Origin of the sequence: Cobetia sp. L2A1 (assembly GCF_009796845.1) — a bacterium.
Lineage (GTDB): Bacteria > Pseudomonadota > Gammaproteobacteria > Pseudomonadales > Halomonadaceae > Cobetia.
In genome coordinates, this window is record NZ_CP047025.1 from 691,398 (window position 1) to 712,012 (window position 20,615).

Annotated in this window: 17 protein-coding genes; 6 read left to right on the forward strand and 11 right to left on the reverse strand. The window is 58.7% G+C overall.

What is annotated here, in order from left to right:
- Positions 1-43: 43 nt before the first annotated feature.
- Both fadA and GQR90_RS02975 read left to right on the forward strand, forming a co-directional pair.
- A complete protein-coding gene (fadA, locus tag GQR90_RS02970) occupies positions 44-1,222 on the forward strand; it encodes an acetyl-CoA C-acyltransferase FadA (RefSeq protein ID WP_158772818.1) in 1,179 nt (392 codons plus the stop codon).
- A 234-nt stretch (positions 1,223-1,456) separates the two neighbouring features.
- Positions 1,457-2,389 (forward strand): amidohydrolase family protein, encoded by a 933-nt coding sequence (locus tag GQR90_RS02975; RefSeq protein ID WP_158772819.1) that lies wholly within the window; start codon positions 1,457-1,459, stop codon positions 2,387-2,389.
- A gap of 80 nt (positions 2,390-2,469) precedes the next feature.
- Here the strand turns inward: GQR90_RS02975 and holA are convergent, their stop codons facing one another.
- The 3 genes from holA to leuS form a co-directional block, all read right to left on the reverse strand.
- Positions 2,470-3,528, reverse strand: coding sequence for a DNA polymerase III subunit delta (gene holA / locus GQR90_RS02980; RefSeq protein ID WP_158772820.1), 1,059 nt, complete (start codon positions 3,526-3,528; stop codon positions 2,470-2,472).
- Between the two features lie 52 nt (positions 3,529-3,580).
- Positions 3,581-4,114 carry an LPS-assembly lipoprotein LptE gene (locus tag GQR90_RS02985; RefSeq protein WP_158772821.1) on the reverse strand — a complete coding sequence of 178 codons (534 nt, stop codon included), beginning with the start codon at positions 4,112-4,114 and terminating at the stop codon, positions 3,581-3,583.
- Between the two features lie 218 nt (positions 4,115-4,332).
- Positions 4,333-6,933 carry a leucine--tRNA ligase gene (leuS, locus tag GQR90_RS02990; RefSeq protein WP_158775268.1) on the reverse strand — a complete coding sequence of 867 codons (2,601 nt, stop codon included), beginning with the start codon at positions 6,931-6,933 and terminating at the stop codon, positions 4,333-4,335.
- 369 nt (positions 6,934-7,302) lie between these two features.
- Between leuS and GQR90_RS02995 the strand changes: the two genes are divergently transcribed.
- Both GQR90_RS02995 and GQR90_RS03000 read left to right on the forward strand, forming a co-directional pair.
- A complete protein-coding gene (locus GQR90_RS02995) occupies positions 7,303-8,013 on the forward strand; it encodes a zinc ribbon-containing protein (protein ID WP_325064286.1) in 711 nt (236 codons plus the stop codon).
- Entirely contained in the window at positions 8,013-9,227 is a 1,215-nt protein-coding gene (locus GQR90_RS03000) for a tetratricopeptide repeat protein (RefSeq protein WP_158772822.1), read from the forward strand. The genes GQR90_RS02995 and GQR90_RS03000 overlap by 1 nt, the downstream gene beginning before the upstream one ends.
- Before the next feature lie 85 nt (positions 9,228-9,312).
- Here GQR90_RS03000 and GQR90_RS03005 read toward each other — a convergent pair whose 3' ends face one another.
- From GQR90_RS03005 to miaB, 6 genes are all read right to left on the reverse strand, one after another.
- Positions 9,313-10,065 (reverse strand): YdcF family protein, encoded by a 753-nt coding sequence (locus GQR90_RS03005; protein WP_158772823.1) that lies wholly within the window; start codon positions 10,063-10,065, stop codon positions 9,313-9,315.
- Between the two features lie 50 nt (positions 10,066-10,115).
- Positions 10,116-11,633, reverse strand: a complete 1,518-nt coding sequence (gene lnt / locus GQR90_RS03010; protein WP_158772824.1) for an apolipoprotein N-acyltransferase — start codon at positions 11,631-11,633, stop codon at positions 10,116-10,118.
- A 146-nt stretch (positions 11,634-11,779) separates the two neighbouring features.
- Positions 11,780-12,688 (reverse strand): HlyC/CorC family transporter, encoded by a 909-nt coding sequence (locus GQR90_RS03015; RefSeq protein WP_158772825.1) that lies wholly within the window; start codon positions 12,686-12,688, stop codon positions 11,780-11,782.
- Between the two features lie 128 nt (positions 12,689-12,816).
- The gene (gene ybeY, locus GQR90_RS03020; protein ID WP_158772826.1) at positions 12,817-13,515 is read right to left on the reverse strand and encodes an rRNA maturation RNase YbeY; all 699 of its coding nucleotides are present in this window, start codon (positions 13,513-13,515) and stop codon (positions 12,817-12,819) included.
- Entirely contained in the window at positions 13,512-14,609 is a 1,098-nt protein-coding gene (locus GQR90_RS03025; protein ID WP_442778535.1) for a PhoH family protein, read from the reverse strand. Before GQR90_RS03025 ends, ybeY begins: the two co-directional genes overlap by 4 nt.
- 198 nt (positions 14,610-14,807) lie before the next feature.
- Entirely contained in the window at positions 14,808-16,157 is a 1,350-nt protein-coding gene (miaB, locus tag GQR90_RS03030; protein ID WP_158772828.1) for a tRNA (N6-isopentenyl adenosine(37)-C2)-methylthiotransferase MiaB, read from the reverse strand.
- A 752-nt stretch (positions 16,158-16,909) separates the two neighbouring features.
- Between miaB and GQR90_RS03035 the strand changes: the two genes are divergently transcribed.
- Complete coding sequence (locus GQR90_RS03035; RefSeq protein WP_233266410.1) at positions 16,910-17,614, forward strand: TIGR04211 family SH3 domain-containing protein; 705 nt, start codon at positions 16,910-16,912, stop codon at positions 17,612-17,614.
- A gap of 66 nt (positions 17,615-17,680) precedes the next feature.
- A complete protein-coding gene (tmpT, locus tag GQR90_RS03040; protein WP_158772829.1) occupies positions 17,681-18,343 on the forward strand; it encodes a thiopurine S-methyltransferase in 663 nt (220 codons plus the stop codon).
- Positions 18,344-18,455: 112 nt separating this feature from the next.
- Here tmpT and GQR90_RS03045 read toward each other — a convergent pair whose 3' ends face one another.
- A complete protein-coding gene (locus GQR90_RS03045) occupies positions 18,456-19,058 on the reverse strand; it encodes a YajG family lipoprotein (RefSeq protein ID WP_158772830.1) in 603 nt (200 codons plus the stop codon).
- Positions 19,059-19,171: 113 nt separating this feature from the next.
- The gene (locus tag GQR90_RS03050; protein WP_233266411.1) at positions 19,172-20,476 is read right to left on the reverse strand and encodes an MFS transporter; all 1,305 of its coding nucleotides are present in this window, start codon (positions 20,474-20,476) and stop codon (positions 19,172-19,174) included.
- Positions 20,477-20,615 lie beyond the last annotated feature (139 nt).

Genomic DNA, 20,615 nt, shown 5'->3' on the forward strand with positions numbered 1-20,615 from the left:
TTTGTGGCCCGCGCGCAAGCGGGGGCCTTGAGGGAGCCAGACCATGAACCTGAATCCGAGAGATGTGGTAATCGTCGATGGCGTGCGTACCGCCATGGCCAAAACCAAGAATGGTGCCTTCCGCCATGTGCGGGCCGAGAACCTCTCCGCAGCCGTGATGCAGGCACTGTTTGACCGCAACCCCGGCCTGGTACCGGCTGAGGTCGATGACATCATCTGGGGCTGCGTCAACCAGACCCTTGAGCAGGCCATGAACATCGCGCGCAACGCCGCCATCATGACTGGTATTCCACGTAGTGTGCCGGCTCAGACGGTCAATCGTCTGTGTGGCTCTTCGATGAGTGCACTGCATATCGCGACCGCCAATATCAAAGCTGGTATGGGGGATTTCTATATCATTGGCGGCGTTGAGCACATGGAACATGTGCCGATGGCTCATGGTATCGATATCAATCCGAGTGCCAGCAAGTATGCCGCCAAGGCTGCAATGATGATGGGACTGACAGCTGAGCTATTGGGCAAGATGCACGGTGTCAGCCGCGAGAAGCAGGATGAATTCGGTGTGCGTTCTCATCAGCGAGCTCAGGCAGCATCTGATGAAGGCCGTTTTGACAACGAGATCATCGGTGTTGAAGGGCATGATGCGGAAGGTCACCGTGTGATGGTGACGCGTGATGAGGTTATTCGTGGTGATGCCAGCATGGAGTCCATGGGCAGCCTGAAGCCGGTGTTTGATCCCAAGAACGGCACCGTGACGGCGGGGACTTCCTCTGCCCTATCAGTCGGTGCTTCCGGCATGGCCGTAATGAGTGCTGAGCGTGCTGAAGCACTGGGCCTCAAGCCGATTGCGCGTGTACTGGCGACGGGCGTGGCAGGTTGTGATGCTTCCATCATGGGCTATGGCCCGGTGCCCGCAACCAAGTTGGCGCTCAAGGCAGCTGGCCTGACCATCGATGATATCCAGACCGTTGAGCTCAACGAAGCCTTCGCGGCCCAGTCGATCCCGGTGCTCAAGGATCTTGGTTTGCTGGAGCGCGCTGATGCCGTGGTCAATCTCAACGGCGGCGCCATTGCGTTGGGCCATCCACTGGGATGTTCGGGCTCACGTATTTGCACCACACTACTCAATGTCATGAAGCAGCAGAATACACGTATCGGGCTAGCGACCATGTGTATCGGCATGGGGCAGGGTGTGGCGACGATCTTCGAGCGTCTCGACTGAGCGATTCCTTGCAGGCGTAAGATCGTCACTCAGATCATCACGCCGGCCATTACACAGAAAGCGGCATGTCTTCGGACATGCCGCTTTTTTAGCTGGGAATAGTTGTCTGAGAGTTGCTGTCTAGCTGTGGCTGTCTGGAATTAGGGCAGTCAGCGCAGTATCGTGACAAGGACGGTAGCGCTTGGCGGCCGTCTGATTCTTCATGAGGTAGGTTTACGCGAGGGAGTCGTATCGATGGATTGGAATCATGTCGAGCAGGACCTGCCGAGCGCGGTGCCGCCCCGGGCTCTGCCACATCCGCTGACCTTCCGATTGCCGGCGGGCAGTATTGATTGTCACCTACACCTGTTTGATGACCCGGTACGCTACCCGCTCTCCGAGGATAGAACCTACAATCCTGCCGAATTCGGTCTCAAGGATGCGCTGGAGATGCATCATGCAATGGGGGCCAGGCACGGTGTGCTGATTCAGCCCAGCGTCTATGGCTATGACAACCGACTACTATGCGACAGCCTGATAGCCTGCCGTGAGCGCGGACTGGATTACCGGGGGATTGCGGTGGTCACTCCCGATATCAGTGATGAGGAGCTAGAACACCTTTCGGCGTTGGGTGTGTGTGGTATACGCCTCAATCTCATCTTCTCGGGCGGGCTTCGCTGGCGGGATGTCGTGTTGCTGGCAGATCGATTGGTGCGCTTCAACTGGCATCTGGAATGCCTGATCGATGTCTCGACCTTCCGCGACATGGAGGCGCGACTCGGCAGTTTGCCAGTCCCTGTGGTGATTGATCACATGGGCCATCTGGCCGCGACTCGGGGGCCTGAATGTCCGGGGTTCGCCGCGCTGTGTCGCATGCTCAAGCAGGGACGCACCTGGGCCAAGCTGTCAGCGCCTTATCGCCTGACGACACGGGGACGTCTGCCATACTCCGATGTCACCGCACTGGCGCGTGCGTTGGTGAATGCCAATCCGGAGCGTGTGGTATGGGGAAGTGACTGGCCGCATCCGTACATCGGTGTCGAGATGCCAGAGGAAGACATGCTCGCCGAATTGATGCAGCGTTGGCTGCCGGAGCGTGAGATGCGGGAGAAGATCTTCCGCGATAATCCGCGTGCTTTGTATGGCTACAAGGCCTTCGTCAAGTCCAAGGCGGATGCTGCACACTGAGCCAATCATGAAAATAGCCCCCACCCAGTAGATGACTGGGCGAGGGCTATTGGTGTGTCTAGAAAATGCTTCTTGGTATGTTACATCACCTTGTAGGCATGCGGCAGTTCTGCCAGCGGGCCACGGCCACCGGCTAGTGTCAGCGCCAGATCCACCATGCCATCCCATACCGGCAACGCCATGCCGCCCTTGATCGCCATATCAAGACGCTGAGCAAACAGCAGTAGCTTGTGCAGGCGCTTGTGAGGCAGTCGATTGACTGCCTGCTGATAGAAGGGCCGACGTTTATCGAAGATCATCGGCTTCTGTGCCTTGCAAGCGTGCTCGAAGCTTTGCCCTTGATCGAGATGCTGGCGGAGCGAGAGCAGGGTGCGCAGCTCACGCGTCAGCGCCCACAAGATGACAGGAGGCTCGACCCCCTCGCCACGCAGGCCCAGCACGATACGTCCACTGCGCTCTATCTCACCTTTCAGGCAGGCATCGGCCAGTGTGAAGACATCGTAACGGGCATTGTCCTCGACGCCTTGTGCGATGGCATTGCCATCCAGTCGTGCGCCGGGCGGATGCAGCAGTGCCAGCTTCTGTAGCTCCTGGTCTGCTGCCAGCAGGTTGCCCTCGATGCGCTCAGCCAGCAGTCGTGACGCATCCTGATTTAGCTCAAGTCCGTGAAGGCGGGCGCGATCCCTGATCCAGAACCCCAATCGCGAATGATCGACGGGCCACACGGTAACGAAGACACCGACCTTTTCCAGACTCTTGAACCACGCCGTCTGCTGAACCTTGCGATCGAGGCGGGCGGCGGAGATCAACAGGATATCGCCGTTCTTCTCGATGCGTTCAGCGTAGGCCTTGAGCACCTTGCTGCCTTCCTGGCCAGCACTGTGACTACCAAGGCGCAGCTCAATCAGCTTGCGCGAGGCAAACAGTGACATGCTTGCGGCAGATTCCGTCAACCGCCCCCATTGAAAGCCATTTTCGACGTGTAGCACTTCGCGTTCTTCGACACCCGCTGCACGCGCCGCTTTTCTGATCGCGTCGCAGCTCTCCTGATGAATGAGCGGCTCGTCACCGGCCACGATGTAGACGGGATAAAGACGCTTGCTGAGCTGCTCGTCCAGCTTGTCGGGATAGACCTTCATGAATGTCCTTCGGTCATGCACATGGCGTCATGGGATGGCTGCGCTGCCGGGATCAGGGTTTGATCGTGTGCAGACGCTCCAGCAGCTGACGACTCAGCTCACTATTGTTTTCCTGACCGGCGCGTTCACGCACCTCATCAGAATTGAGCAGGCTATCGTCGTTGGTGTAGTAGTAGCTGTTGGCTTCCAGCTCTTGCTGGTTGGCCAGGTAGGCACCATCGGACTTGCGCTGCACCGAGTAGACGAGATGGTAGGTCAGTTCGCGTTTGATACTGCCTGCGTCACCCCAAGTGATTTGATGAACTTTTTCGCTCACCTTGCCCAGATTCAGCTTGAGCGGTGCATTGTCACTCAGGTCGATATCGGCACGCTCCAGCGCTTCGCGCAGGGTGCGGTGCGTTTCACTGTTCGATGAATTGACGTCGAGCTGAGTGATGGCCATGGGGGCCGAATCTACGCCGCGCAGCTGAAAGCCGCAGCCACTCAATGTCAATGTCATGCCGACACCAAACGCCATCAGCAGTCGGCGGCGGCCAGCGCTGCGGGGTGTACCAGTCAGTGCGGGGGAAGAGTTCGCTTGCGTCACCGTGACCTCCTGTCATGAGCGGGTGTCATGAATATCTTGCGAGAGCGCGACCTGATCGCAAGTAGCTTCAATAGCAGGTCGCGCGCGGAAATGTGGCGCTGCCGGTCTGGTGTGAACTGCTCCCGCGAGACATGGCGAGCGGGAACAAGGAGACAGATCGGCAGCGAATCCTGACGACACATGCTGTCGAGAGGTAATGCTATCCAGCGAGCCAGGCGTCAGTTGGCAACGATATTGACCAGCTTGCCAGGGACGACGATTACCTTACGTACGGTCTTGCCATCGATGAATTTCGCAACGTTGGCATCGGCCAGCGCGGCAGCTTCGATGGTGTCGCGGTCAGCGTCGGCCGGGAAGGACAGGCGCGCACGCAGCTTGCCGTTGACCTGCACGACCAGCTCGATGCTGTCCTTCTTCATGGCATCGGCATCGATGACCGGCCAGGTGGCATCGATCACCGCTTCTTCATGACCCAGCGTCGCCCACAGGGAATGTGTGGCGTGAGGGATGATCGGTGACAGCAGCAGCACACAGGCTTCGACAGCTTCACGGCTTACCGCGAGCCCCTGTGCGCAGGTGTCATCGAAGCGGCTGATGGCGTTGACCAGCTCCATCACGGCAGCAATCGCGGTATTGAAGGTGGTGCGACGGCCGATGTCATCGCTGCACTTGGCAATGGTTTCGTGTGTCTTGCGGCGCAGTGCTTTCTGATCATCGTTCAGTGCAGACAGATCCAGTGTCTCCGGAGTACCGGTCGCCACATGCTCGTGGACCAGACGCCAGACGCGTTTGACGAAGCGGTGTGCACCTTCGACCCCGGTGTCAGACCATTCCAGGGACTGTTCGGGCGGCGCGGCAAACATCATGAACAGGCGCACGGTATCGGCACCGAAGCGATCGATCATCGACTGCGGATCAACGCCGTTGTTCTTGGACTTGGACATCTTCTCGGTACCACCGATGACCACAGGCAGGCCGTCCGAGAGCAGGGTAGCACTGAGAGCACGTCCCTTGTCGTCAGTCTTCACCTCGACCTCGAGCGGGTTGAACCAGTCACGGCCGCCTTTGTCGTTGATACGGTAGAAGGTATCCGCGATCACCATGCCCTGGGTCAGCAGCTGCTTGAACGGCTCGTCACTGTCGACGAGGCCGAAGTCGCGCATCAGCTTGTGGAAGAAGCGCGCATAGAGCAGATGCAGGATGGCGTGCTCGATACCACCGATGTAGTAATCGACCGGTAACCAGTAGTTGGCGCGCTCGTCCAGCATGGCGTCGGTATTGTCCGCACAGCAGAAGCGCGCGTAGTACCAGGAAGACTCCATGAAGGTATCAAAGGTATCTGTCTCACGATGCCAGCCATCACCCAGGTCGCTGAAGGACGGCATCTTCTTGATCGGCGAGCCGCCTGAGGCATCGAACTCGACATCCAGTGGCAGTGCGACTGGTAGCTCAGCATCGGTCAGCGGAATGGATTCGCCGTTCGGGCCGTTCTTGACCGGAATCGGTGCGCCCCAGTAACGCTGACGGGAGACACCCCAATCACGCAGGCGGAAGTTGGTCTTGATCTCGCCACGATTCTGCTCGATCAGACGGGCTGCGATCGCATCGAAGGCACTCTCGAAGTCGAGGCCATTGAATTCACCGGAGTTGATCAGTACGCCGCGCTCGGTGAAGGCAGTCTCACTGATGTCCGGTGTGTTGCCTTCGGCGTCTGCGATGACAGCTTCGATGGGCAGCTCGTACTTGGTGGCGAATTCATGATCACGCTCATCGTGTGCCGGCACGGCCATCACGGCACCGGTACCGTATTCCATCAGCACGAAGTTAGCGACGAAGACCGGCACTTCACGGCCCGTCAGCGGATGGATGGCCTTGAAGCCAGTGTCCATGCCGCGCTTTTCCATGGTTGCCATGTCGGCTTCGCTGGTACCACCGCGCGCGCACTCGGCGTTGAACTCGGCAAGCTCTGCATTGTGCTCTGCCGCGGCCTTGGCCAGCGGATGTGCCGCGGCGACGCCAACGTAGGTCACACCCATCAGGGTGTCGGGACGGGTGGTGAACACGGTCAGCGATTCCTGCACCTGGCTTGCCGTTGTATCGAGACCGAAGCTCAGCTCGACCCCCCGCGACTTGCCGATCCAGTTGCGTTGCATGGTCTTGACCTGCTCCGGCCACTCGACCTTGTCGAGATCCGTCAGCAGTTCTTCGGCGTAATCGGTGATGCGCAGGAACCACTGCGGGATTTCCTTGCGCTCGATCAGTGCGCCGGAACGCCAGCCGCGACCGTCAATGACCTGCTCATTGGCGAGCACGGTCTGGTCCGCCGGGTCCCAGTTGACGATGGAGCTCTTCTTGTAGACGACGCCTTTCTCGACCAGCTTGGCGAAGAACCACTGTTCCCAGCGATAGTACTCAAGGTCACAGGTCGCGAACTCACGGCTCCAGTCGTAGGCAAAGCCCAACGCCTTGAGCTGATCGCGCATGTAAGCGATGTTCTCGTGCGTCCACTTGCCCGGCGGCACGTTGTTCTTCATCGCGGCATTTTCTGCCGGCAGGCCAAACGCATCCCAGCCCATCGGCTGCATCACGTTCTTGCCCTGCATGCGCTGGAAGCGGGAGATCACGTCACCAATGGTGTAGTTACGCACGTGCCCCATGTGTAGCTTGCCGCTGGGGTAAGGGAACATCGACAGGCAGTAAAACTTCTCGCGGTTGGCATCTTCCACCGCCTTGAAGCACTGATTTTTCTCCCAGTACTGCTGAGCAGCCTGTTCGATCTGATCGGGAGCGTACTGTTGAGAAGCGTCCTGTGAGTCCATCGGTTCCGTTGCTACCTTGGCATTGGCCTGCACCTGTCGGTGAGACAGGCGGGGCGTGAAGAAATGAGCAGGCACGACAAGGTGCCATTACTGTCAGTGATAGCGCCAAGTCTACCCCAGACGTCAGGCCTCAGGTAGGGGAGTCGGTACGGGAGGGGAGGGGAGAAGCGGTAGTGGTGAGCCGACAAGAAAGTCGCGAAGAGATAGTAAGCGGCGCACGAAGGAGTCGGCACAACATATGGCCGGCACCTGACGCGGCGCAAGGTGTGTGCAGGCGTGACTTGTTAAGGGGCGGCATCGCCGCCATGCTGAGAGAAGAGCGCCATGCTCTTCCGCAGGCGGGAGAGGGCGAAGACACAAGGAGAGACCATGAGCCAACAACGTGAATCCCGCGATCCACATGACCCGATCAGCGATGTGAGTTCCTCGCGTGCCAGTGTCTCTAAAGGTGATAGTGCCTCAAAAGAGAGTGGCTTCGAAGATACGCCAATGGCGGCACAAGCGCGTGCCGATAATGCCGGGCCGTCCGGTGCCGGACAGACCGTCGACGGCGAAGGGCGGCTGGGAGACGCATATGGCCGTATTCTGACGCGCTTGGAAGATAGCGGTAATGAGCTTTCCTGGGATGGGCTGAAGGCCGAGCTGGACGAGGCCGTGCGCTTCGAGGCGGAAGTCGAGGAGTTCACGCTCGACGAGCTGGCGCTGCTACGTGCCTGGGTCGAGCGTGACATGCACGAGTTCCGTCGTCACCTTGCAGCCGGTGGTGAAGGTATTGCCAGCTGGTTGGGCATTGATCTCGATGTGCTGTCACGCAGTGTCAGCTCGGCATTGCTATCGATCGCCGACCGCACCGTCCTGGACCAGGCACATTTTGAAGAAGATCTTGAAGCTGCGCGCGCTGACTACACTAGCGGCGAAGTCATCGCGCCAGGCTTGCTGCATTGCGTGCACTGTGACGGGATCACCACGCTGACGCGCCCCTGCGTGCTTGAATCCTGTCATGCCTGCGGCCATCGCTTCTTCGCGCGTGGCGCACCGCGGCCCTCACGCCCTGACATTGTTGCTGGTAGTGAGGACTGATGTCAGCCCAGAAGGGCTGGTTTGCGCCTGCGCACAAGGTATGGCTGGCGGGGCGCAAGCCTAAAGCAGTGCAGCTGATGATTGAGCACTTCAATCACCAACCGCGTCCGCGTGATGCCGGCATGTTCAAGCAGATGTCCTATTACCTGTTTTTACTGGGAGATTACCGTGCCGCCAGCCAGATTCTTGGGCACGGATGTACGGAATGTCCACAGGATGAGGAAATCGCGCTCAACCATGTCGTGTGTCTGTCGCGTGCTGGTGATACTGCCGCCTCTCGTGTAGCAGGGAGAAAGCTCGCAGAGCAGCAATGCACGAATCCGGTGCTATTTGATTCGCTGGCCAGCAGCTGCGCGTATCTTGAGCGGTACGATGAGGCACGTGAGTATGGCAGCCTCGCCTTGATGCTCAAGGATGCTCAGCATGGCAGGTCGCCGTTGACCACTGGTTGGCAGCTATCCACAGTCTCGCCGAGTGCGCTTGCGGCGGGCAAGGCGCGGGTGCTGTCTTTTGGCATGTGGGGCCGTCAGGCGCGCTATGTGAATGGCATGCTGCACAATCTTCTGCTCGCCCCGGTGCTCTATCCCGGCTGGCAGGTGCGTCTCTATCACGATGCCAGCGTTCCTGCGGATTTCTTGATAATGGCACGTCAACTAGGTGCCGAGCTGATTGAGCGACCCGACAGTGACAGCCTTTGCCAGCGGTTGTGTTGGCGATTCGCGGTCGCTGATGATCCAACCGTTGGCTACTTCGTGGTACGTGACTGTGACAGTGTCATTAGCTTGAGGGAGGTGCGCGCGATACAGATGTGGTTATCCTCCGGCCGTTTCTTCCATGTCATGCGGGATTGGTGGAGCCATACCGATCTGGTGCTGGCGGGGCTGTGGGGAGGCGTCGCTGGAGTATTGCCGTCACTGGAAGCTATGTTGAGCCAATGGCAACCCAGGCAGGCTGAGACGCCAAATATCGATCAGTGGTTCATGAAGGAATGTGTCTGGCGCTATATGCGCACCAGCATCATCAGTCATGATCGCTGTTATTCACTATTGATAGAGGGGCGTGACAGCCTGCGCTTTCCGGATGATGTGCTTGGGGAGTTACCGCGCGGCAATGTCCATGTTGGCAGTGATGAGTGGACGCGAGACCGCGCTTTTCAGCTTCGCCAGCTGGGGCCATGGCTCAAGGGCGTCAGTTGGATGCCGCGCGTGAAGTGATCTGAAAAGTAGGGCGTGTCGTAAAACAACGCAGGGCTGCCAGATGGCAGCCCTGCGTTGTTTTCAGCAATGACGGCAATGGATTCTAGCGGCCTACCAGCCAGCCTATCCACTCATGCAGCGCCCAGCGGGACTGGGTAAGTGCAGAGCTATTGGGTACCCAGGCATCTGGCCCAAGACTGGAGACCGAGGTATAGCCGACTGGCGCCGGGATGATGGTACGGAAGCCCTGATTCTGGAAATTACGCATGGCGCGCGGCATGTGCCATGCACTGGTTACCAGCACGATCTTGTTGATATCGTCCTTCTTGAGCATTTCGCGAGTGTACAGCGCATTCTGCTGCGTGTTCTCGCTACGATTTTCCAGCCAGCGAGCAGGGTAATCGAACTCATCGATCAGGGAGCGCTGCATCAGATCTGCCAGCGTGCCACTGTCAGAGTTGGAGACCTTGCCACCTGTGAGCAGGATCGGCAGCTCTGCATTGCGCGCCACGCGCACGCCTTCATCCAGCCGACTGAGCGTCTCGCCATTGATGCGGTCACTCCCCTGCAGCTCCGGCGCGTTGTAATAACGACCACTGGACAGTACCACCACGGCTTGCGCCTGGATCCATTCGGCTGGCTCGCTGGGTTTGATGCGTTCCAGCCCTGCCATCAAGCGGGTAGACACGACCGGTGATGCCAGCAGCCACAGGCTGATGATGGCCAGCGCCATGAATACACGTGCTGTGCTTGGCCAGCGCTTGAGGATCAGCATGGCCAGAATCAGCAGCAACAAAGGCCCGCCGGGCGGCAGTATCAGATCCTTGATGATGCCGAGTAACTCGGTGAAGCCCATGACATTCTCGCTTGATCAGATGCAATGCCGGGCGTCTGCCCGGCAGATGATTATGATGAACGACGTACCTGACGGCGGGCACCGATACCTTCGGTAATACCTATGATCAGCCCCGGTGTCAGCAGCAGGGCGATCAATATCCATACCGGCAACATGCCAAGGCGCATCCAGGGTGTCATACCCAGCTGTAGTCGAACATCGCCCGTGACGGTAGCTTCCTCGAATTGTGGCGCCTGCTCAAGAATTTCACCTTGCGGCGAAATGATGGCAGTCACGCCGTTGCTGGTCGCACGTAGCAGATAGCGGCCATTTTCCAGTGCTCGCATCTGGGCCATCTGCAGATGCTGCAGCGGACCGATCGAGTGCCCAAACCAGGTGTCGTTGGAGACGGTCAACAAAATGGTAGAACTGAGCGCACGCTGGCGTACCAGTTCCGGATAGACGATCTCATAGCAGATCGCCACACCAATGCGTAGGCCACTGACGTTGAGCGGTGGCTGTTTGCTGCCCCCTGCAGCCATGCTTGACATGGGCAGGTCGAGGAAGCTGATCACACCACGGAGCACGCTTTGCAGTGGCACGTATTCCCCGAAAGGTACCAGGTGTTCCTTGCGATACTGGGTATCGGGCGAATCGATGGGAATCACGCTGTTGTAGAAGCGGCCATCGGTATCACGTTCCACGATCCCGGTAATAAGACCTGTTTTGGGTGGCAGAGTTGCCTGAATGCGTTCAAGAAAAGGCTCGGCTTGATCACGAAGCATCGGTAACGCCGTTTCTGGCCAGACGATAAGGTCGGCGTCATCTTGGACGGCACGTGTCATGGCGGCGTAAGTATTGGCGGCGCGACGCTGACCCTCGGCACTCCACTTGATCAACTGAGGGAGATTGCCCTGGAGTAGAGCGACGCGCGCAGGTTGGCCGCCGGGTTGGGTCCAGCTGGCGGGGAGTAACAGGCCAGCACTCCACAGTACGATCAACGGTACGATCGCCCACCAGCGCCGACGCAGGGCCATATTCCACAGTAGCGCCCCGGACAGCGCGATGATCAACGAGATGCCGTAAACGCCGAGCACCGGCACCCAGTTGGCCAATGGCGAGCCCACTGCACTGTTGCCGAGCAGCAGCCAGGGGAAGCCGGTGAAGGCCCAGGTGCGAAACAGTTCACTGATCACGAACACGGCAGCAAACGACAGCACGTCGAGCTTGCGTGAGCAGAAGCGTTGCCACAAGCCCATCCACAACATCGGGAACAGCGCCATGGTCGCGACGAACAGCATCGTCAGCAGCACGGCCAGTGGCATGCCGGTGTAGCCGTAATCGTGGATCGAGACATACACCCAGCTGGCGCCGCTGCCGAACAGGCCGACACCGAACCACCAGGCACGCAGGAAGCCACCGCCTTCCATGCGCAGCGCACCGTAGAGCAAGCCGGCGCCGAGAGGCCCCAGCCACCAATGTTCGAAGGGGGCAAAGCTCAGCGTGACAAGACCGCCAGCAATGATTGCCAGTACGTGACCCAGTATTGATATGCCGGTGAAGGCGGCTGGGCGGGGGGAATCGGACATACCGCTCTCCTTGTAAAATGCCAGACACACCGAAAGATGTGTCTGGCATTGTCCGTCATCATCACGGGCGACATCGGTAGCCCGTCTGATATGCGTCATGGCGTACTGCTGCGTCTTGTGAAGACGTCATTCAGTGACTCACACTTTCATTCACCGCTGATATGCGCGCGGTGCTCTTCCGAGGGCGGTGCATCACCGGTGGCATCTTCCAGTCGGCACACCTGTATCTGGCGTATGCGTCGATTATCGGCATTGAGCACCGTAAAGCGCCAGCCGGTGAAGTCAGTCGATTCCTGCCGGCGTGGCATGTGACCGAAACGCTGGATCATCAGTCCACCGATGGTATCGAACTCTTCATCCGGGAAGTCGGTAGCGAAGTGCTCATTGAAGTCGTCGATGGTGGTCAAGGCGCTGACGGCATATTGGCCATCGCCCAGCTCACGGATATCTTCATCTTCATCGGTATCGTGCTCATCCTCGATGTCACCGACGATCTGCTCGAGAATGTCCTCGATGGTGATCAGGCCGGCGGTACCGCCGTACTCATCAATGACCACTGCCATGTGATTACGGGTTTCGCGGAATTCCTTGAGCAGGCTGTTGAGGCGTTTGGACTCGGGAATGAACATGGCTGGACGAATGGCTTCACGTAGATCGAAGCGCTTGCGCTCGCTGTCATTTTGCAAGATCAGCGGCAGCAGATCCTTGGCCAGCAGAATGCCGAGTACCTCGTCGAGATTCTCGTCGATGACAGGATAGCGTGAGTGCGCTGATTCGAGAATCAGCGGCAGGTACTCTTCCGGGCGCTGATCGACCTGAATGGCCTGCATCTGGGAACGGGGGATCATCACCTCACGAACTTGCTGGTCACTTATTTCCAGCGCGCCCTCGATGATGGCAATCGCGTCCTGGTCAAGATTGAGGCGTGGGCCTACCTCTGACAGGAACTGGAGCAGCTCGCTACGGGAGCTGGGTTCGTCGGTGTCGCTTGAGAAGGCGCCGAACAGCTTATCGAGCCATGATTTCGATTGGCTTCCCGATCGGTCTTCGCTCATGCGTTATTTTCTCTTTTCCTCGGTGGCGATACCCCATCGTCGTGGGGGCATCGGGGCTGCCGAGTACGAAAGGGAACTTCCCTGACGTACTCGGCGGCGGTCGATGCGGATGCTTGCAGGCATCCGCATCAGTGATTCTCTTCCCGGTACGGATCGGCAAATCCCAACCCGGCGAGCACATGACGCTCGAGTGCTTCCATCCGCTCGGCTTCATCGTCCTCGATATGGTCATAGCTGAGCAAGTGCAAGGTGCCATGTACCAGCATATGAGCGAAATGCGCCTCCAGCGACTTGCCTTGTTCGCGAGCTTCGCGGGCCACGACATGGACACTGATGATCAGATCACCCAAAAAGCGCTGCTCATTCTCTTCCGCCGGCTCAAATGACGTATCAGTATCGTCGAGGTCACCTGACGTCAAGCTGACATCCTCGGGAGATTCCTCCTCCAAGTTGTCAGTCTCACCGATATCCTGCACTAGTGCATCGCTGTCGTCGTCATCTTCTTCAGCAAAACGAGCGGCCAATTCCGGCGGTAGAGTGAAGTCGTCGAGATCCAACGGCTCATGCGGGAAGGAGAGCACATTGGTGGAGTAGTCCTTGCCACGATAATCGCGATTGAGGCCTTGGCTCTCTTCCTCTTCCACCAGTCGCACGGTCAGCTCGCACAGCGTGCTACCGGAATCAAGCGCACCATCCTGTGCTGCGCCGACGAGTGCTGCGGCGACCCATGCTTCCAGCTGATGGCTTGCTGGCAAGGGTTGGCCATCGAACTCATGCTCGCCAACGGCCAGTTGCAGGTCAACGATGACGGCAGGAGCCTGACTCATTGCTGGCCACCGACAGCGGGCACGTTCCCCTGGGCATTCAGCACAGCCATGCGGTTTTCTCGCTCGATCTGACGCTGTTCGCGGCGCTCGCCTTCCTGCTTTTCTTCCTCGGCCTCGAAGCTGTCGTATGCCTCGACAATACGCTGTACCAGCGGGTGGCGAACGACATCCTTGGAGAGGAAGTGCGTGATGCTGATGCCTGAAGTTTCCTTGAGCACTTCCATCACATGCGCCAAGCCTGACAGGGTGCCACGTGGTAGATCGACCTGAGACACGTCACCGGTAATCACGGCAGTGGAGCCGAAACCGATACGTGTCAGGAACATCTTCATCTGTTCGCGAGTCGTGTTCTGCGCTTCATCGAGAATGATGTAGGCATTATTGAGCGTACGGCCGCGCATATAGGCCAGCGGGGCAATCTCGATGACCTGGCGTTCAATCATCTTGTTGACTTGCTCAAAGCCCAGCATTTCATAGAGGGCGTCGTAGAGCGGGCGCAGGTAAGGGTCGATCTTCTGTGCCAGGTCACCTGGCAGGAAGCCTAGCTTCTCGCCAGCCTCGACCGCAGGGCGCACCAGCAGAATGCGACGGACTTCCTGATTGTTGAGTGCTTCAACGGCAGCCGCCACGGCGAGATAGGTTTTCCCCGTTCCTGCTGGACCAATACCGAAGTTGATGTCGTGGTTACGCATCTCGGTGACATAACCCTGCTGATTGAAACCGCGCGGGCGAACCAGCACCTTGGGCGTACGAACGACCACATCGCCGTAGCTGACAGCGCTATCTTCAGCGGCTTCTACCAGTGCTTGGACACCGGACTCCTGCAAGAAGAGATGAACAGTTTCGGCTTCAACCTCACCGGCACCTGTCTCACGGTACAGATGCTCCAGCACATTGGCAGCAGCCTTGACGGCACTTGAAGGGCCGGCGATCTGGAAGTCGTTGCCGCGATTGCGCAGGGTGACGCCGAGTCGAGATTCAATCAGCTTGAGGTGCTCGTCGCGCTGACCGGTCAGGCTGGCAAGACGCTGCGGGTCTGCCGGCTCAAGCGTCATGTTGAGAATGCGATTGGCTTGCTGGGGCTGGTGGCTCAAGGCGTCGAATGTCCTGATGCAGATGAATGCGAGAGTCGGTGTGGGCATACCTTTCGCCATCGGCGAATGGGCATGCAGCACGTGGATGTAAAGAGCTTAATGCGCGCTGACCGTACAGGGCAATTGTCCGGTACGGTCATCATGACTATCTACTTGATAATGAGGGACTTGAGCATTGTCGGCTAGTGCGACCTTTGCTCAATAGCGATAAGGAGAGCTGAGCTCGCCGCGCAGCGAGTTGGGATAGGCCTCGGTGATCTCGACATCCACCAGGTAGCCGATCAGCTCGGTCGGGTTGGCGGCGCGGAAGTTGACCACGCGATTGTTTTCGGTGCGCCCGGATAGCATGCCCGGATCGCGCGGCGAGAAGCCCGACACCAGAATGCGCTGAGTGGTACCCACCATCTTGCGGCCGATCTGCATCGATTGCTGATTGATGCGCTCCTGCAGAATCAGCAGGCGCTCCTTCTTGACGTCGTCAGGCGTGTCATCGTCGAGATTCGCCGCCGGTGTACCCGGGCGTGATGAGTAGATGAAGCTGAACGAGTGATCGAAGCCAATCTGGCCAATCAGGTCCATGGTGTCCGCAAAGTCCTGATCCGTCTCACCGGGGAAACCGATGATGAAATCAGATGAGAAGCTCATGTCCGGACGCAAGGCCCGAATGCGTTCGAGCTTGTCAATGTACATGTCACGCTCATGGCCACGCTTCATCGCCGCCAGAATCCGGTTGGAGCCTGACTGCACCGGCAGGTGCAGGTGGCTGACCAGTTCCGGGATTTCGCCAAAGGCCTCGATCAACGAGTCCTTGAACTCCACCGGATGCGAGGTAGTGAAACGGATGCGATCAATGCCCTCGACCTGCGCTACACAACTGATCAACTCGGCGAGATCGATTTCCTCGCCCAGCAGATTGAGTCCCGCATAGGCATTGACGTTCTGGCCGAGCAGATTGATCTCACGCACGCCTTGATCGGCGAGGTGAATGACTTCGTCCATCACCTTCTCGAACGGGCGCGACACTTCTTCGCCACGGGTATACGGCACCACGCAGAAGGTGCAGTACTTGGAGCAGCCTTCCATCACTGAGACAAAGGCGCTGGCACCGTCACTGGTTGGGGCGGGGAGATTGTCGAACTTCTCGATCTCGGGGAAGGTCACGTCCACCACGGAAATCTGCTTGAGGCTCTCGCGGCGTGTGTCGAGCATCTTCGGTACGCGGTGCAGTGTCTGCGGGCCAAAAATCATGTCGACGTGCGGCGCGCGCTTACGCAGGTTGTCGCCTTCCTGGCTGGCCACGCAGCCGCCAACACCGATCACTAGCGCCGGATTCTTCTCCTTGAGCTTCTTCCAGCGCCCTAGCTGATGAAAGACCTTCTCCTGCGCCTTCTCGCGAATGGAGCAGGTATTGAGAAGGATGACGTCCGCTTCGGATTCGTCAGTGGTGACTTCCATCTGATGAGATTCGCCGAGCAGATCCGCCATGCGTGCGGAGTCATACTCGTTCATCTGGCAGCCGTGGGTCTTGATGAAGAGTTTCTTCGCCATTGCCTTGTGTGAACGCTCTGAGCTGCGCGCCGAACCTTCATACACTTGCGGCCTGCGACACATCGAGGTGACAGGAGGCGCGCAAGCAGTCAGGAGAAGGGGCACGACTTGTAATGAATGAGTCCCGAGACGTTGACGCTGATCGGGAGTCTGGGGCGCGGCATGTCGCCGAGGCCTGAAACAGGACGGCACAGTATAAGAGGCTGCTGGCCATGCGGCCAGTCTTGTCGACATGGCGCTTCAAAAGGTGAGCCATGGTGAGCGCTCCTGCCTGCCAATGGCTGTGGTATCCTCACGAGCAGCCTGGCTGAGGCTGCGTGTTTCTTCCTTGTTTTGTCCACGTCATAAGTCGGCAATGGCGAGAACATGGAACTGTCAATGGCTTGATTTGTTAAGGTTTTCATGCCGGCAGCATGTAGGTCTTTGCTGGTTAAAAAATGAACAATGTGTTGGCGGGGCAGGCATTTCGCCGTGCGTGGACCCTCTCTTCCAACGTTGTCCCAAGACTTATCCACAGAAAGTGTGGATGTCTGAAGACACTTAAATTTTTAGTACGTCCAAGCGCTATAGTGATGCCAGGCAGGAAGCCTTGCATTACGCAACCTGGCAGACAACGCATGGGCAGGCAAGACGCGCTTTGGCGCGTCGCTTCGCGGTTGATTGTGTTCAACAAGTGCGCCCTGTGGACTCATCATTACCACCTTGCATGAACATGACAGCCATCGCCCTCAGACAGCCATGAAGAACGTGACATGACGCGATTACTCTCTTTCAGTAGCTTCTTATCTCTTGATGACTTTTCATCTCGCTCACTCCGCGAAATAACGCTGCGTTCACTGCGCCGCGCCCTGATGGGACTTGGCATTACCGGCAGCCTGATGCTGGGCCTGTCTGCACCGGTCGCCAGTGCCGCCGAAGACCATTGGGTCTCTGATGCCTTGACCACCTTCGTGCGCAGTGGACCCACCGATGGTTATCGTATCGTGGGCACGGTTGAAGCCGGTCAGCCTGTTGAATTGCTCGAGGTGCAAAACGACTACAGCAAGATCCGCACTGACGGTGGTGACGTCGTGTGGTTGCCGTCTTCTGAGCTTCAGCAGACGCAAAGCGTCAATGCTCGAGTGCCGGCGTTGAGTGCCAAGGTCAAGCAGTTGACCACCAAGCTCGATGGCATCAATGAAGAATGGGAAGCTCGTGTGTCCGATATGAAGGCTGGTCTCGAGACCCGTCAGGCCCGTATCGAGGAGCTTGAGCAGGCGAGCAATAGCCAATCATCAGAGCTTGAACAGGCGCGTAGCAAGATGCGTGAGATGGATACCAAGCTTGATACGAAGAAGCAGGACCTGTTGATGCGTTACTTCATGTATGGCGGTGGCGTTGCGGGTATCGGGCTATTGGTTGGCTTGATCGTGCCGCACCTGCCGCGTCGCAAGAAGAAGCGTCACGGCTTCCTGTAGGCCTTGACTCTCGAGCCGGATAGCGCAGGACGACAGCAGGACAACAGCAGGACAACAGGAGTGACGATGTCAGCAACTGCCTCTGATAGGCCCGCCAGTGACCCTTGGTTGTCCCGCTGGCAGGAAGGCCGGATCGGCTTTCATCTGCCTGCGACACATTCAGCGTTGGAGCGTTGGTGGCCGTCTCTGGGTGTAGCCCCAGGAGCCAAGGTGCTGGTGCCTCTGTGCGGCAAGAGTCTGGACATGCGTTGGTTGGCAGCTCAAGGCTATCCCGTGTTGGGTATCGAGCTGGCACGTCAGGCCTGTGAGCAGTTTGTGGCGGAAGGAGCAGGCGATGTCTCACGCTATCGTCTCGAGTATTTCGATTGCTTCCGTCAGGGGCCGGTGGAGTTATGGTGTGGTGATTTCTTCCACTTCCATATCGATCATGTGGATCATCTCGATGCCTTCTATGATCGCGCGGCCTTGATCGCGCTGCCGCCGGCCACCCGTCAGCGTTATGCCTTTCATCTGGCGCAGCTGTTGCCACCGGGGGCACGTGGGCTGTTGATCAGTCTTGAGCGTGAAGAAGACACGCAGCAAGGGCCGCCGTTCCACGTGACCGAAGACGAGATTCGTCAACTGATGAGTCCCAACTTCACGCTTGAGGTATTGGAACGTCGAGCGGCAGATGACCGTGGGCTACGTGAAACTGTATGGGGACTGGTACGCAAGGGGCCTCTGTTGTAAATCTGACGCTGCTCTGAATCGTGTAACGTAAAACGCCACCGGCGGCCAATGGCCGCCGGTGGCGTTTTTGCATCTGAGGTTATTGAGGTAGTGCTGAGGTAGTGCTGAGGAATCACTGATCCAGCTGGCGGATCAGTGCGGTGTCCTGGAAGGCGCGAGTCAGCGCATCGCCGATTACCTTGGAGACCAGCTCAGTGTTCTTCTCCTGGCTCGGCTTGAGGGCATACCCCTGGTCACGCGTGGCCGTGTAGCTGCCGGTGTAGCGCTGTTTGCCAGAGACCGCGACTGCCTGAATGACACCGTTGAGAGCTGCGGTATCGGTGATCAAGCCGCCACGCTTCACGCCATAGGCCAGCTCGGTCAGCGAGATGGTCAGCTGGGTCGCGCCCGGAGTGGCCTGCTCGGTGGACACCGGCACGAAGCCCATGCGACGCAGCGCGCTGACGGTCTGGGCTTCAAGCTTCGGCGTCAGGTCGCCGGTTGGCACGACGAGATAGCTTGAGGCATTGGTCGCGCCATCGCGTGATCCGATCCGCTCGGAGGGCCGCTTGTCGACGACATCGACGATGACCTGCTGGCCGTGTCCGACGACGCCCATCTCGCCCACCTGAGGGTTGACGTAAAGGCGTTGCGGGCTGGTGCCGCAGGCGCTGAGCAGTGTGGCGGCAGCCACCACGGCAAGGGTCATGCAGGTTGTACGCAAGTTACGCATCATTGTCAGAGCTCCAGGGCCCAGGGCCCACTGTTATCAAGGGGGGATGCCACGAATGGCGCGAGTATAGGGTCAGACAGGGCCTCGAGCGAAGTGGAAATTCGGGCTCGTACCTGTCACTCGACTCGACGCGTCAATGCCAGCAGTCCCAGCAATGGTCCGGGCAGGATGGCCAACAGCATCAGACTGCCATGACTGGCCACCAGCGGAGTGAGTAGGGCGATGGACACCAGCGACAGACTGAAGCCGAAGGCATTCATCAGGGCGAGGGCACTGGCCTGAAGCTCGACTGGCGTGCCGCCTGCGGCCAGTGCCGAGAACTGCGGTGAATCGATGACGGCCAGCAGACTCCAGAGTGATAGCAGAAGGAAAAGCACTCCGTATCCCGCTTCCTGCTGCATGGCGAAGACGAAGAGCATCGTGAGTGCGACGGAACCTGCCAGTCCCAGACGTGCGACCCATAGACTGCCACGGCTGCGCGACAACCAGCCGCCGACTACACAGCCTGGCGCACCTACCGCGATCACCACGAAGCTATGCAGCGCTAGCTGGGCAGGCGAGAGTGTCATGCCATTCAGACTGGCCATTTGCGAGAGTAACAAGGGGACCAGTGCCCATAATGTGTAAAGCTCCCACATGTGGCCAAAGTAGCCCAGCGCGCCACGCACGAAGCCCGGATGCTGCCAGGCCGCCAAGCCTCGTGTCGCCCGAGCAAAGAGGGTAGTACTGGCAGGTGCTGCGTTGGTCGATGTTACCTGTGGCTGAGGAGTCTGTGGTTGGCGTGTCTGTATCTGATGAGCCGACGGTGTTGTCAACAGCGCGACCAGTCCAGCACCAGCCACGGCCAATACAGAGGCGATGCCGATGGCGGCGCCCCAAGCTAGCGACAGGCTGCCACCTTGTTGCAGCGCTGCCAGGGCATGCGGCAATCCGGTGCCCAATACCAGCATGCCCACCAACCAGGCCAGCGCCGCGCCAGCGCGATCCGGCGCCGTCTGTACCATCAGCTTCAAGCCGACCGGATAGATGCCTGCCAGTGCCAGTCCGGTCAATACGCGCAGCGCCGAGGCACTCAAGAGCTCGGGGGCGATCAGCAGTGCCAGATTGGTCACGGCGCCCAACAGGCAGGAAGCGATGAAGAGATGGCGTGCCGCGAAGCGATCCGCCAGTCCGGCCAGTCCCAGCACAAGCGTGCCAACGATAAAGCCACCCTGTACCGAAGACGTCAGCTGGCCAAGGGCAGCTGCGCTGTCGCCATTGAACTGCCAGCTCTCCAGCATCGGAGTCAGCACGGCATTGGGAGTGAACCAGAGACTGGTCCCGAAGAGCTGGGCCAATGCGATGAGCGCCACGGGATAACGGTTGGCAAGCTGTCGCCAGCGAGACATCGGAGACACGACGGAAGAAGGCGAGGAAGACAAGTGAGTACCTTTCAAGGGCAGTGAAACCAGCAGGGTGGCGGGCAAGGCAGGACGGGCCTTGCCGAGACGAAAACGGGCGACACCGCAGTGTCGCCCGTTACGTACAGTCTGACCAGTCGCTGAAGGTCGCGTCTGGTCA